Here is a 13818-nt window from a genome sequence, read left to right on the forward strand (position 1 = left end):
CGAAGCGACTGCGCAGACCCGAGGATGACGAAAAAAGGCGTTAGGCTGCAGCCTTCCACCCGTTCCTGATATGCGTATACCCTTCGCGATAGACCGCCTCCGGGCTCTCCGCGAAATCGCGCCACACCTTGGTCGCCGCCGCCAGGTCCTTCAGTGAGCGCCCGAAGGATTCGATGGTCAGCCAGTCGTCATAGCCGCTCTTGCGGATGGCGGAAAAAGTCTCCTTCCAGGGGATGTTGCCGCGCCCCGGCACGCCGCGATCGTTCTCCGAAATATGGATATGCACGACGTTACGGCGATGCTTCGTATAGGCGCCGATCGGGTCGGCCTCCTCGATGTTGGCGTGGAAGGTGTCGTACATCGCCTTGATGTGCGGCCGGTCGATCGCCTCGATGTGCTCGCACAGATCGTCCATCGTGTTCACCAGGTAGCATTCGAAGCGGTTGAGCGCTTCGAGCCCGATGGTGACGCCCTTCTTGCCGGCGTGATCGCCGATGGAGCGCTGCGAGGCGACCGAGCGCTTCTTCTCGGCCACCGTTGGGCCACTGCCGGAGAAGGCGCCAAGCGTCGAATGCAGCGGACCGCTCAGCCTGTCCGCGCCGAGCGCCGCGCTGCAGTCGATCGCCCATTTCATGTAGTCGATGCCGGCCTTGCGCGTCGCGGCGTCCGGCGAGATCAGGTTCATCGCCGGATCGCCCATGGCCGAGACCGCGGTGCGCTCCAGCCCGATGCGGTCGAGCATTTCGCCGAGCTTCTTGTAATCGTCAGGTAACCCGACGAAGACCGGGATCTCGACGCCGTCGAAACCGGTCGCCTTGATATCCTTCAGCAGCGCCTCGTGCCTCGTTGAGACGCTAGTCGTCCACAAGAACATGCACATGCCGATTTTCATCGACACCCCCTCCCCTTTGGCTGCTGGCCAACTCCTGCGCCAGCTACGCCGCACTCCCCTTCATCCGGCCGCTTCGCAGCCACCTTCTCCCCGGCGGGGACAAGGTGTTGGCGTCAGCGCCGGTCACCTCCTCTCCCCTCGGGGAGAGGTCGGATTGCCAGCCGAATTGCTCTTTGCAATTCGGCTGGCAATCCGGGTGAGGGGGCGCCGAGGCCGGTTACAGCTTGGTCCACGCCCCGTTCTTCTTCGATGACTTCACGCAGGCCTCGATGAAGGCCATGCCTTCAACGCCGTCGGCGATCGTCGGAAAGACCACATCCTTAGCCGGCTTGCCACCCTTCCTGCGCGCTGCCCGGATAGCCCGCGCCGCCTCCTGGTAGATGTTGGCAAAGCCTTCGAGATAGCCCTCCGGATGGCCGGACGGCACGCGGCTGACGCGCGCGGCCACCGGCATCGCGCCGGCGCCGGCACGCGTCAAGAGCTGCTTCGGCTGGCCGAACGGCGTGTACCAGAGATAGTTCGGATCGGCCTGCACCCATTCCAGCCCGCCCTTCGAGCCGTAGACGCGCAGCTTCAGCCCGTTCTCATGGCCTGGCGCCACCTGGCTGGCCCAGATCATGCCCTTGGCCGGATGCGCCTGGCCGACCGGCTTGAAGCGCAGCATGACGTTGACATTGTCGTCGAGTTGGCGGCCCGGCACAAAGGCGTCGAGATCGGCCGACAGCGTATCCAGCTCCAGCCCCGACACGAAGCGGGCAAGGTTGTAGGCATGTGTGCCAATGTCGCCCAGCGCGCCGCCGGCGCCGGCCTGCTTGGGATCGGAGCGCCACGAGGCCTGCTTCTGGCCGGTGGCGGCGAGATCCTCGGTCAGCCAGTCCTGCGGATATTCCGACTGCACGATTCGGATGTCGCCGAGCTGGCCCCTGGCCACCATCTCGCGCGCCTGCCTGATCATCGGATAGGCGGTGTAGTTGTGGGTGAGCACGAACACCTTGCCGGTCTTTTCGACCAACGCTGCCAGCTTCTTGGCCTCGGCCAGCGAGGTCGCCAGCGGCTTGTCGCAGATGACATGGATGCCGGCCTCGAGGAAGGCTTTTGCCGCCGGCACATGCACATTGTTGGGCGTGACGATCGCCACGGCCTCGATGCCGTCGGGACGCTTGGCTTCGGCCTTGGCCATCTCGGCGTAGGAACCGTAGCTGCGTGACGGATCGAGCCCGAGTTCCTCGGCCGATGCCTTCGCCCGCGCCGGGTCCGACGACAGCGCGCCGGCGACCAACATGAAGTCGTTGTCCATGCGCGCCGCGATCCGGTGCACAGCGCCGATGAAGGCGCCTTGGCCGCCACCGACCATGCCGTAGCGGATCGGTCCGCCTCCCGTTTCCGACTTCGATGCGCCGACCATTTTTTGTCCTCTCTCTTTGGCTCCTCACCCTCCCCCTTGTGGGGAGGGTCGACGCGCAGCGTCGGGGTGGGGATATAAGTGTCCGCCGCGACTTGTGATTCAACCCCACCCGGACCTGTGGTCGAACCTTCTCAGGGAAGTTCGTGGGTCAAATCCCCATCATGGCGCGCAGCAGCTTTTTGTCGCTCGTGCCGCTGGCGAAATCGTCGAATGCCCTCTCGGTCACCCGGATGATGTGGTGCTGGATGAAGGGCGCGCCTTCAGCCGCCCCGTCCTCGGGATGTTTCAGGCAGCATTCCCACTCCAGTACCGCCCAGGAATCGTAATTATACTGGGTGAGCTTGGAGAAGATGCCACTGAAATCGACCTGTCCGTCGCCCAGTGAACGGAAACGGCCTGCCCGGTTCACCCAGCCCTGGTAGCCGGAATAGACGCCTTGCCGTCCGGTCGGGTTGAACTCGGCGTCCTTGACGTGGAACGCCTTGATCCGCTCGTGGTAGATGTCGATGAATTCGAGATAGTCGAGCTGCTGCAGCAGGAAATGCGACGGGTCGTAGTTGATGTTGCAGCGCTTGTGGCCGCCGACCGCGTCGAGGAACATCTCGAAGGTCGCGCCGTCGAACACATCCTCGGAGGGGTGAATCTCGTAGCCGACGTCGACGCCATTGTCCTCGTAGACGTCGAGGATCGGCTTCCAGCGTTTGCCGAGCTCGCCGAAGGCTTCCTCGATCAGTCCCGCCGGCCGCTGCGGAAAGGGGTAGAGGTAAGGGAAAGCCAGCGAGCCGGTGAACGACACCGAAGCATTCAGCCCGAGATTGCGCGATGCCTTGGCGCCGAACTTCATCTGTTCGACAGCCCATTTCTGCCGCGCCTTGGGATCGTTGTGCACCGATGGCGGCGCGAAGCCGTCCATCTGCGCGTCATAGGCGGGATGCACCGCCACCAGTTGCCCCTGCAGATGCGTCGACAATTCGGTGATCTCGACGCCGGCATCGGCGCAGATGCCTTTCACCTCGTCGCAATAGGCCTTCGACGAAGCCGCTTTCTCGAGGTCGAACAGGCGTGCGTCCCAGGTCGGGATCTGCACGCCCTTGTAGCCGAGGCCGGCCGCCCATTTGGTTATCGAGGCCAGTGAATTGAACGGCGCGGCGTCGCCCGCGAACTGCGCCAGAAACAGGCCGGGGCCCTTCATCGTCGTCGGCATCGGCATCCTTCCTCTTTTGTTTTCGCGACCAAAGCATAGCGCCGATTGGCGTGAGGGCCAGCCTGTTTGGTCAATCCTACCGGCATCAAAGCGCTATGCCATTCTGGTATTACCAAATCCCATAGTTCGGTCAAGCGCCTGAAAACCTCGAAGAAGCAGCGAGCTTGTTGGCAGTCAGGCAAAATTACCTCATAAAATCATGGTATTGGCTGAACGATTGGGCTCCATCCGCCCACTTCTTGCTGTGCATGAAAATTTGCTGTAGAGGTCATGATAGACCCAATTGGTCGAACCAGTTTCGAGAAAAAATGCTGGCAGCGCCTTGGGGGAGGAATCGTGCGGCCGCCTCGATCGAGGCGTCGCGGAGTAAAAGTGACAGGCGAATTCTGGGGAGGATAGACCATGCATCTTTCGACACACAATTGGATGCGGGCGGAGCCGCTGGAGGTGACGCTCAAGCGCATCAAGAAATTCGGCTACGAATCGATCGAGATTTCAGGCGAGCCCGAGCAGTACAAGACCAAGGAGACGCGTGCGCTCCTGAAGGAGCACGGCATCCGCTGCTGGGGCTCGGTAACGCTGATGCTCGGCGAACGCAACCTCGCCGCCAAGGACCAGGGCCAGCGCGAGCGCTCGGTCAAATACGTCAAGGACGTGCTTACCATGGTGAGCGAGCTCGATGGCGAGATCATCACGCTGGTGCCCGCGACCGTCGGCAAGGTCGTGCCGGACGGCACCGAGGCGGAAGAATGGGGCTGGGTGGTCGACGCCACGCGTGAGTGCTTCACCCATGCCAAGAAGGTCGGCGTCAGGATCGCCGTCGAGCCGCTCAACCGCTTCGAGACCTACCTCTTCAACCGAGGCGCCCAGGCGCTCGCGCTCGCCGATGCGGTGAGCCCCGAATGCGGCGTCTGCCTCGACGCGTACCACATCCACATGGAGGAATTTAACGTCTATGACGCGATCCGCCAGGTCGGAAAGCGCCTGTTCGACTTCCATGTCGCCGACAACAACCGCTTCGCCGCCGGCCTTGGCCAGATCGACTGGCCGAAGATCGTGCGCACGCTGAAGGAAGTCGGCTATGATGGCGCGCTGACCAACGAGTTCGTGGCGCCTGTCGACCGCACACCCGCCGCGCCCTATCCGGAGATGGTCGAGCGCAATCCCGTCGACATCTCGCCCGAGCAGCTCAAATTCATCCAGGACCACGGCTCCAGCGTGCTCACGGAAAAATTCTACACCGACCAGATGCGCATTACCGCTGAAACGCTGCTGCCGCTGATCAAGTAGAACTCTGATTGAAGCATATCCCTTCCGCCCGACGGGCGGAGGGCCCCAAGGGGAAACATGCGCATCAAAAGCGTCCAGGCCTGGTGGGTCCGTGTCCCGATCGAAGTCGCGAACCAGCATCGCAGCGACTTCGGTCAGGTGACGACTTTCGACGCCGCCATTTTGCGCATCGAGACCGACGACGGCCTGGTCGGCTGGGGCGAAGGCAAGAACGCCGCCGGCAGCGCCGGCAGCTATGGCGCGCTCGTCCATATGCTCAACCACGAGATCGGCCCGCAGCTCATCGGCCGCGATCCGGCCGACATCGGCATCATCTGGGAGATGCTCTACAACGGCGTGCGGCATGAGACGGCGGCGCACGCCGGCCATGCCATGCCGCAGCTGGCGCGGCGCGGCATGAGCGTGGCGGCGGTCAGCGCCGTCGACATCGCGCTCTGGGACATCCTCGGCAAATCGCTCGGACAGCCGGTGTGGCGGCTGCTCGGCGGCCGCAAGGTCGAGCGCATGCAGGCCTATGCCTCGGGCGGCTGGGCCGCCGCCGACGCCATCGGCGAGCAGTTGAAATCCTACATCGCCAAAGGCGGCTTCAAGGCGCTGAAGATGCGCGTCGGCGCCATGGACGGCGCCGCGCATATTTCGGCCGCGCGCGTGCGTGCCGCAAGGCAGGCGATCGGGCCGGATGTCGAACTGATGGTCGACGCGCACGGCACCTACACCGTCGCCGAGGCCAAGCGCTTCATCAAACTCACCGCCGATCTCGACCTTGCCTGGTTCGAGGAGCCGGTGATCGCCGACGACAAATCGGGCATGGCCGAAGTGCGCGCCTCGGGCTCGACGCCGATCGCCACCGGCGAAAGCGAGGCGACGCGCTACGCCTTCCGCGATCTGGCGGTGCTTAAATCGGCCGACATCTTCCAGCCGGATCCCGCCTTCTGCGGCGGCATCAGCGAGGCGATGAAGATCGGCACCATCGCCAGCGCCTTCAACCTGCGCTTCGCGCCGCATTTGTGGGCTGGCGCGCCTTGCTTCTTTGCCGGGCTGCATGTGTGTGCCGCCTCGCCCGCCAGCTTCATCATCGAATATTCGCTCGGCGCCAATCCGATGATCCACGACCTTGTCGAGGAGACTGTCGAAGCGAGGAACGGTATGATAGCGATCCCTGAAAAACCTGGATTGGGATTCACCATCTCTGAGCGATTCCTGGAGGCGCACGCGCAACGCATTTGACGATGAAAGAAAAAAACCTTCTAGCGGAACTCGCCGCCTATCTCTTCTCCAACTCGGACAAGGAGTCCGGCCGCACGCCGTCGGAGCGCGAGCTGGCGGAGCATTTCGGCGTCAGCCGCGGCCAGATCCGCGAAGCGCTGGCCATCCTCGAGGCCATGCGCATCGTCGAGCGGCGCGCCAAATCCGGCATTTATATCGACACCAAGCAGGCGAGCGTCGAGGCGCTGGCCCTGTTCGCCCGCGCCGGCCTGCCGCTCGATCCGGTGCAGATTTACGAAACTGTCGAGTTGCGCAAGATCCACGAGATCAAGGCGGCCGAGCTTGCCTGCTCGCGCGCCACCGAGGAAAACTTCGAGCGGCTGCGCGAGATCCTGAAGGCTTCCGAAGAGCGCATCGCCGCAGGCGAAGGCCTCGCCAAGGAGGACCGCGAGTTCCACCTCGAGATCGTGCGCGCAACCAAGAACAGCGTCTTTCACAACATCTGCAGCGTCTATTACCTGATGGGCGAGCAGCGCCTGCCGATTTACTTCAACGACCCCGAGCGCAGCGTCCGCTCGCATGCCGAGCACATCCAGATTTACGAGGCGCTGTTGCGCCGCGACGGCAATCTTGCCCAGGCCTTGATGAATGCCCATTTGCAGGGCGCCGAGAGCTACTGGAAGGGGATCATCGAAGGCCGCGGAATGGAGCCGAAAAGCGCGGCGCTCGAAAAGGCTTGAGCTGATGCGCAAGATCCTGTCGACGCATCCGCTGCACCCCCGCGCCACGAAAATGCTGGCCGGCGCCGGTCGGCTTGCCATCGCATCCGCGCTCGATCCCAAGACGCTGACCGCTGAGGCCCGCGACGCCGACATCGTCATCGTGCGCGCGCCGCTGCCGCCGGAGCTGTTTGCGGGCGCGACGAGCCTGCGCGCCGCGATCCGGCACGGTGCCGGGCTGGATATGATCCCGGTCGAGGCCGCGACGGCCGCCGGCGTGCTGGTCGCGAATGTGCCGGCAGTCAATGCCCGTTCGGTCGCCGAGCATGTAATGTTCGCGGCGCTCGCGCTCTCGCGGCGCTTCCGCATCATGGACCGCGACCTGCGCGCCAAGGGCTGGCTTGCCGGGCGCGAGCACGCCAACTCAACCAGCGAGCTTGCCGGCAAGACGATCGGTATTGTCGGCCTCGGCGCGGTCGGCCAGGCCGTCGGCCATATTGCCGCTCACGGCTTCGATCTCAATGTCGTAGCGACGACGCGCAGCCTGCGCCCGGTGCCCGAGCGTGTCGGCTTCCTGTCGATCGACGCGCTGGTCGAGCAGAGCGACATCATCGTGCTGTGCTGCCCGCTAACCGATGAGACGCGCGGCCTGATCAGCCGCGAGCGCATCGCCCGCATGAAGCCCAACGCGCTGCTGATCAATGTCTCGCGCGGTCCGGTGGTTGACGACGAAGCGCTGATCGAAGCCCTGCAAAAGGGCCGCATCGGCGGTGCCGCGCTCGACGTCTTTTCCACGCAACCGCTGCCGTCGAACCATCCCTATTTCGGCTTCGACAATGTCATCGTCACCCCGCATATGGCCGGCATCACCGAGGAATCGATGATGCGCATGGGCGTCGGCGCCGCCGGCGAGGCGTTGCTGGTGCTCGCCGGCAAACTGCCCGTCAATCTGCGCAATCCGGACGTGATCGAGCACTACCGGCGGCGCTTCCCGATCAACGGTTAGACCATCGCGGTTTTGCCCCAATTCTCGGCGACGTTGCAACCATGCCCGGTCGCCGCATCACATCTCTGGCTTTCATAGCCGTATCGTTCTGCACCGTTCCGGCATCCGCTGCTGCCGAAAGCAGCTACGTGCCGTGCGACAACGGCCTGCGCTGCGTGATGGCGCCCTGCCCTTCTAACAGTGCGCTCGACCTGGCCTCCGGCAAGATCGTCAAGGGTGTGTCGATCGACATCGACGGTCTGCCGCAACAGGACAAGGCGCTCGACCTGTCGGACAAGCTTTAAGCCGGCAAGGTTGTCGTCACCGGCATGATCGAGAACCGGCCGCATGCCTTCAACGGTAAGCAATATAGCCTGCCGACGTTGGTGGCGACCGGCATCGAGCGGGCGGCAAAGGAAAGCGAACGCGGGCACTGCTCGGCGCGTTGAGTTCGTCGCCGGCCAAATCTCAGACTTTCAGCAAAGCCTCGACCGCGGCCGCGATGCCGAGAAGTCGACGATCGTGCCCGTGCTTGCCCACCAGCATCAACCCGGCCGGCAGCTTCGTGCCGGGCATCGGCAGCGAGATCGCGCACAGGTCGAACTGGTTGGCGACCTGCGTGTTGCGCAGCAGCAGGCCTTCCGTCTTGTCGCGCAATGCTTCGTCGCCGGCCATGGCGGCAATGGGCGGCGCGACCATCGGCACGGTCGGCAATGCCAGCACGTCGATCGCCTCCAGCCGTTCCGCCATGGCCGCCACAAGCTCACCGCGGCGACGGATCGTGCGGATATAGGCCGAGGCGGGAACGGACAGCGCACGCGATAATGGCCCCGTGACATGTGGATCGACCGGCACCGACGTGCCGCTCGCCAGCCAGTCGGCATGCACTTCGGCACCTTCCATCGACGCGATCGTGCCGCGCCTGATTGCCAGGCGCATTTCGGCGATGAGATCGTCGATCGGCAAATCGGCGACACGCGCGCCAGCCTGCCCGATCCTGTCGATGCAGGCCTCGAAAGCCGCGGCGACCTCGGCTTGCGTCTCGCCGAACAGCACGCCGCGTGGAATGCCGATGCGCAGGCCGGCGAGCGAGGCCGGCTGAAGCGCAACCGGCTCTTCTCCCGCCATGATCGCATCGGTGAACGCGCAGTCGGCAACACTGCGGGCGAGCGGCCCGATCGAATCGAGCGTCATCGACAGTGGAAAAGCGCCCGTTAAAGGCACGCGCCCCGCCGTAGGCTTGAAGCCGACGACACCGTTGAGCGAGGCTGGGATGCGCACCGAGCCGCCTGTATCCGAACCGATCGAGATTTCGCTTGTGCCCTCGCCGACCGCAACGCCCGCTCCCGACGACGAGCCGCCGGGGATCAGGCTGCCATCGGCGGCATTGCCCGGCGTGCCGTAATGCGGATTGTCGCCGATGGCGGTGAAGGCGAACTCGGTCATGTTGGTCTTGCCGAGGATGACGGCGCCCGCCCGGCGCAACCTTTGAACGATCGCCGCGTCGCGCGTAGCCGGCGCGGCGCCGGCGTGGATCAGCGACCCTGCCGTCGTCGGCTCGCTGGCGACATCGAAGAGGTCCTTGATCGAGACGATGCGCCCGTCGAGCGGGCCGAGGCTCACACCGGCCTTGCGGCGGGCATCGGACGCATCGGCGGCCGCGCGCGCGGCCTCGGCGTAGAGCTTCGTATAGGCCTTCTCGTCCCCCGCGCGATTGGCAAGACGTGACAGGATGATTTCGAGACGGTCGCGGATGGATTGCATGTCGATGTCGGACTCCGCAAGCTTGTAGCGTCTTCAAGGCAGCAGCGATTGAGCTGACGAAACGGATAACCCGGCAAGCGTGCCTTTGCACCCTGCCAGCGATAGGAAGATGCTGATGCTGTACAAAGGCAGCTGCCACTGCGGCAAGGTGGCGTTCGAGATCAAGGGCGAGATCGGCGGCTCGGTGCGCTGCAACTGCTCGATCTGCTCACGCAAGGGCGCGCTGTTGTGGGCCGTGCCGCATCAGAAGCTAAACCTGGTCGCCTGGGGCGACGACCTCGGCCGCTACACCTTCGGCCGGGGCGCGATCGCGCACCGGTTTTGCCGCACCTGCGGCATCCATCCGTTTGCCGAGGATGTCAGCCAGGGCAGCGAACGGTCCGCCTATATCAACATCAACTGCCTGGACGATGTCGACCTTACGACCATCGAAGTCTTCGCGTTCGACGGCCGCTCGGCCTGAAGCGCTGCGGGCAGCCAGCCGTGTCGGCTATCGCGACGACATCGGCCCGGCGCTCGTGAGAGCCGCCGGGCCGATGCCTGAGAAGGCGAGCGGGCTTGGCTTACTCGGCCTGCTTCGGTCCCATCAGGAAGGCCACCAGTGCTGCGAGCAAGGTCGCCACGCCACTATAGGCGAAGGCGGTGGCGACACCCGCATGATCGACCAGAAGGCCGCCGACGATGGCGCCCAGCGCGATCGCCACCTGGAAGGTCGCGACCATCAGGCCGCCGGCGCTCTCGGCCTGGTCGGGCGCGGCCTGCACCAGCCAGGTCTGCAGTCCGACCGGCACGGCGCCGAAGGCGAAGCCCCAGGCGGTGACGGCGACCGCCGCCGTTATCGGTGAGGCGCCAAACACGAGCAACGCCACCGCCGACAAGGCGATCAGCAGCGGCGCCAGGCCGACGGCCATCTTGAGATTGCGCTCAGCCAGGAACGCCCCGGCGAAATTGCCGAAGAAGCCGCCTATGCCATAAGCGAGCAGCACCAGCGAGATGGTCCCGATCGGCATCGCCGGAACCGTCTCGAGGAACGGCCGCACATAGGTGAAGCCGGCGAACTGTCCGGACGCGACCAGCAGCACCACCAGCAGCGCCACGCGGATCATCGGCCGCTTCAGCACCGCGAGCAGGGCGCGGAAGCTTGCAACGGTTGCGGGCGGCAGGCTGGGAAGGGTGGCAAGTTGCACCAGCAGCGCCAGCGCGCCGACGACCGACGCGATCATGAAGGCGGTGCGCCAGCCCCAGATATCGCCGACATAGGCGCCGACGGGCGCCGCGGTGACGGTGGCGACCGAAACGCCGGTCAGGATGATCGACATGGCGCGCGGCATCAGCCGCATCGGTACCAGCCGCAGCGCCATGGCGGCCGACATAGACCAGAAGCCGCCAAGTGCCACGCCCAGCACGACGCGGGCGAGAAGCAGCATGGTGAGCGACGACGCGAAGGCGGCGAGCAGGTTGGAGACAATCAAGAGCACGGAGAGGATCCACATCACCAGCCGGCGGTCGAGCCGTTTGGTGATGATCGCCATGGTCGGTGCGGCGATCGCGCCGACGACGGCCGTCGCCGTCACCGCCTGGCCGGCCGCGCCCTCGCTGACGCCGAGGTCCTGCGCCAGTCGCGTCAGCAGGCTGGCGGGCAGGAACTCGGCAGTCACCAGGCCGAAGACGCCGAGCGCCAGCGACACCACCGCGCCCCACGCCGGCTCCGTTCGTTCCTCCGGTTCGGTTCTGTCGAGAACGGCGGCGTCGATGGCGCCCGTGGCGGGTTCGGTCATGGCAAATTCTCCGATTTGGTTGCGGCGCTGCGTAGGGGATGGCCAGCCTGGGCTCCACCCGTCACATGCCTGGTGGGCGGCTCGTCAGTCCGGTCTGGTTGCGGCGCAACATTTGGCTGCAGTGCAACATAGGGAGTGACGACCTGGAGTTTCCATGCTAGAAACGCCGAAATGAATTACAATTCGTCCAAAACCGTTCTGCCGGCTTCCGGTGACCCGCTCACCGACATGCTGCGCGGTTTGCGCCTCGACGGCGTCGATTACGGCCGTTGCGTGCTGGGCGAGCCCTGGGCCGTTTCCTTCCCCGCGCAGAAGGCGGCGCGGTTTCATTTTATCGGTCAGCAGGGCTGCTGGCTGTTCTCGCCGGCCAGGGAATGGATAGAGCTCTCGGTGGGCGACGCGCTGCTGATCCCGCGCGGCGCCGAGCATGTGCTGGCGAGCGCACCCGGCGTGCCTCCCGTGCCGATCGGCCGCTACACCATCGAGCCGGTGTGCGAGAACATCTACGACGTCTCCAATGGCTGTGACGGCTGCAAGACCTTGCTGTTTTGCGGCAGCATGCATTTCAACCTCGACGGCTCGCACCCGCTGCTGGAGATGATGCCCGACCTGATGCAGGCGCATAAGCTGATGGCGAACGCGCCCGGCATCCAGCATCTGCTCGACGCGATGGCCGGCGAGGTGACGATGGACCGTGTCGGCTCCGGCGGCATCCTCGCCCGCCTGGCGGACGTGCTCGCGGCCACCATCATCCGCTCCTGGGTGGAAAATGGCTGCGGCGACGCCACCGGATGGATCGCCGCCGTGCGCAACCCGGATGTCGGCAAGGTGCTCGCCGCCATTCACCTGCAGCCCGAGCGCGACTGGACGGTCGAGACGCTGGCCAGGATGATGGGCGCCTCGCGCTCCGCCTTTGCGCAGCGCTTCGCCACCGTGGTCGGCGAGACGCCGGCTAAATACGTGCTGCGCGTCCGCATGCACCAGGCGCGGCAATGGCTTACCCGCGACGGCATGAGGGTTTCGGTGGCGGCATCGAGGTTGGGCTACGATTCCGAAGCCTCCTTCAGCCGCGCGTTCAAGCGGGTGATGGGCGTGGCGCCGAGCCATTTTCGCAACACCGCCGGCGACGAACAAGCCTAGGCACCGGCATTCCCGGCCACCGGGCGGAGGAACTGCCAAGCCTTTTGGACGCCGCGCCATTCCCCGCCGGCCGGCACGGCATAAGCTCAATGGCGGAGGAAACCGCCATGCCCAATCATCTCGCAACGCTTGCGCTGGCCGCGGCCGTCATCCTGCCGGGCCGGGCTTTCGCGCTCGAAGACAGCTACCTGCCCGCCGACAAGATCCCCTACGCCGTCGAGGCGCCGGGCCAGCCGCAGCGCCTTGGTCCGCTTTGGGGCGAGCGGGCGAAAGGCCCGGCCGGAACGCTGGTCAAAGTTCCCGGCAACTGGCGCGCCCCCGTCCACGCCCACACCGCCGACTACCGCGCCGTGGTGATCAAGGGCCTATGGGCGCATTGGCAGATGCAGGGCGGCGAAGCGACCAAGGTGGTATTGCCGGCCGGTTCCTACTGGACCCAGAAGGCCGACGAGATGCATGACGATGCCTGCCTGTCGGATACCGAATGCGTGATCCTGCTGATCAACGAGACCCCTTACGAGACCTACCTGCCGAAGTAGCTGCACGCCGACAACGAACAGCCGGCCACGCTGGACGCCTATCCGGCGTGCCGCAGGCTGACGCCGCTGCCCTTGTCGAACATCACGACCTTGTCGGGATTCCAGGCGAAGCGCACCGGCTGCTCGATGGCGACGGCGGTTCGCGCCGGCACGGTGGCCCGCAGCATCGTGTCGCCGACCCTGAGCGTCACGATTTTCTCGACGCCGTGGTTCTCGACATCGTGGACCTGCGCCTCGACCGGCGCGCCGCTTTCCAGATAGACGTCCTCCGGACGGATGCCGAAGACGAGCGGGCGACCATCGGCCGCTCCACTCGCCTTGGCTCCCCCAAAAGTCTTCGCCCCAATTGACAGCGGCAGTTCGAAATTCATCGGCGCCATCACCGCGCGATTTTCGACCAGCCTGCCGTCGATGAGGTTCATCGGCGGCGAGCCGACGAAGCTCGCGACATAGGTGTCGCGCGGATTGTTGTAGATCTCCTGCGGCGTGCCGGTCTGGACGATGCGGCCATGGTTGAGCACGCCCACCTTGTCGCCCATCGACATCGCCTCGATCTGGTCGTGGGTGACGAACAGGAAGGTGGCGCCGAGCTGCATCTGCAGGTTCTTCAGCTCCGTGCGCAGCGCCTCGCGCAGCTTGGCGTCGAGCGCCGACAGCGGCTCGTCCATCAGGAACACGCGCGGCTTGCGCACGATGGCGCGGCCGATCGAGACGCGCTGCATCTCGCCGCCGGAAAGCCGGTCGGTCTTGCGGTCGAGCAGATGCTCGATCCTGAGCGTGCGGGCGGCGCGCGCGACGCGGTCCTTGATCTCGGGATCGGGTCCCCCGGTCAAGCCGGAGGATGACGGCGTGAGAGTTGAGAGGGCAACGCACACCGACCGTCGCGGACCGGCGCG

Annotated in this window: 13 protein-coding genes and 1 pseudogene; 8 read left to right on the forward strand and 6 right to left on the reverse strand. The window is 65.2% G+C overall.

Features of this window, described 5'->3' with window-relative positions; all coding sequences use genetic code 11:
- Positions 1-40 precede the first annotated feature (40 nt).
- From RFM68_RS00330 to RFM68_RS00340, 3 genes are all read right to left on the reverse strand, one after another.
- On the reverse strand, positions 41-892 hold the full coding sequence (locus tag RFM68_RS00330; RefSeq protein ID WP_320230672.1) for a sugar phosphate isomerase/epimerase family protein: 852 nt from the start codon (positions 890-892) through the stop codon (positions 41-43).
- A 217-nt stretch (positions 893-1109) separates the two neighbouring features.
- Positions 1110-2297 (reverse strand): Gfo/Idh/MocA family protein, encoded by a 1188-nt coding sequence (locus RFM68_RS00335; RefSeq protein ID WP_320230673.1) that lies wholly within the window; start codon positions 2295-2297, stop codon positions 1110-1112.
- Positions 2298-2445: 148 nt separating this feature from the next.
- A complete protein-coding gene (locus RFM68_RS00340) occupies positions 2446-3501 on the reverse strand; it encodes a sugar phosphate isomerase/epimerase family protein (RefSeq protein ID WP_320230674.1) in 1056 nt (351 codons plus the stop codon).
- 402 nt (positions 3502-3903) lie between these two features.
- On the opposite strand from RFM68_RS00340, the gene RFM68_RS00345 reads away from it, so the two are divergent.
- Genes RFM68_RS00345 through RFM68_RS00365 form a run of 5 tightly spaced genes read left to right on the forward strand, consistent with a single transcriptional unit; the run spans position 3904 to position 8006 of the window.
- The gene (locus RFM68_RS00345) at positions 3904-4791 is read left to right on the forward strand and encodes a sugar phosphate isomerase/epimerase family protein (protein WP_320230675.1); all 888 of its coding nucleotides are present in this window, start codon (positions 3904-3906) and stop codon (positions 4789-4791) included.
- Between the two features lie 57 nt (positions 4792-4848).
- Positions 4849-6018 (forward strand): mandelate racemase/muconate lactonizing enzyme family protein, encoded by a 1170-nt coding sequence (locus RFM68_RS00350; RefSeq protein ID WP_320230676.1) that lies wholly within the window; start codon positions 4849-4851, stop codon positions 6016-6018.
- A 2-nt stretch (positions 6019-6020) separates the two neighbouring features.
- Positions 6021-6737, forward strand: coding sequence for a FadR/GntR family transcriptional regulator (locus RFM68_RS00355; protein WP_140545878.1), 717 nt, complete (start codon positions 6021-6023; stop codon positions 6735-6737).
- Between the two features lie 4 nt (positions 6738-6741).
- On the forward strand, positions 6742-7722 hold the full coding sequence (locus tag RFM68_RS00360) for a hydroxyacid dehydrogenase (RefSeq protein ID WP_320230677.1): 981 nt from the start codon (positions 6742-6744) through the stop codon (positions 7720-7722).
- 41 nt (positions 7723-7763) lie between these two features.
- Complete coding sequence (locus tag RFM68_RS00365; RefSeq protein WP_320230678.1) at positions 7764-8006, forward strand: hypothetical protein; 243 nt, start codon at positions 7764-7766, stop codon at positions 8004-8006.
- 163 nt (positions 8007-8169) lie between these two features.
- Here the strand turns inward: RFM68_RS00365 and RFM68_RS00370 are convergent, their stop codons facing one another.
- Complete coding sequence (locus RFM68_RS00370) at positions 8170-9465, reverse strand: amidase (protein WP_320230679.1); 1296 nt, start codon at positions 9463-9465, stop codon at positions 8170-8172.
- A gap of 115 nt (positions 9466-9580) precedes the next feature.
- Between RFM68_RS00370 and RFM68_RS00375 the strand changes: the two genes are divergently transcribed.
- Entirely contained in the window at positions 9581-9928 is a 348-nt protein-coding gene (locus RFM68_RS00375) for a GFA family protein (RefSeq protein ID WP_320230680.1), read from the forward strand.
- 100 nt (positions 9929-10028) lie between these two features.
- Here RFM68_RS00375 and RFM68_RS00380 read toward each other — a convergent pair whose 3' ends face one another.
- Positions 10029-11243 (reverse strand): MFS transporter, encoded by a 1215-nt coding sequence (locus tag RFM68_RS00380; RefSeq protein WP_320230681.1) that lies wholly within the window; start codon positions 11241-11243, stop codon positions 10029-10031.
- A 171-nt stretch (positions 11244-11414) separates the two neighbouring features.
- Here RFM68_RS00380 and RFM68_RS00385 point away from each other — a divergent pair, with 171 nt between their 5' ends.
- Both RFM68_RS00385 and RFM68_RS00390 read left to right on the forward strand, forming a co-directional pair.
- Positions 11415-12383: an AraC family transcriptional regulator gene (locus RFM68_RS00385; RefSeq protein ID WP_320230682.1), complete on the forward strand. Its 969-nt coding sequence runs from the start codon at positions 11415-11417 to the stop codon at positions 12381-12383.
- Between the two features lie 107 nt (positions 12384-12490).
- Positions 12491-12922, forward strand: a complete 432-nt coding sequence (locus RFM68_RS00390) for a DUF4437 domain-containing protein (RefSeq protein WP_320230683.1) — start codon at positions 12491-12493, stop codon at positions 12920-12922.
- Between the two features lie 38 nt (positions 12923-12960).
- Here RFM68_RS00390 and RFM68_RS00395 read toward each other — a convergent pair.
- Positions 12961-13743, reverse strand: a pseudogene (locus RFM68_RS00395) (ABC transporter ATP-binding protein); the annotation flags it as partial.
- Positions 13744-13818: the final 75 nt, after the last annotated feature.

This window comes from Mesorhizobium montanum (genome assembly GCF_033977145.1).
Classification (GTDB): domain Bacteria; phylum Pseudomonadota; class Alphaproteobacteria; order Rhizobiales; family Rhizobiaceae; genus Mesorhizobium; species Mesorhizobium montanum.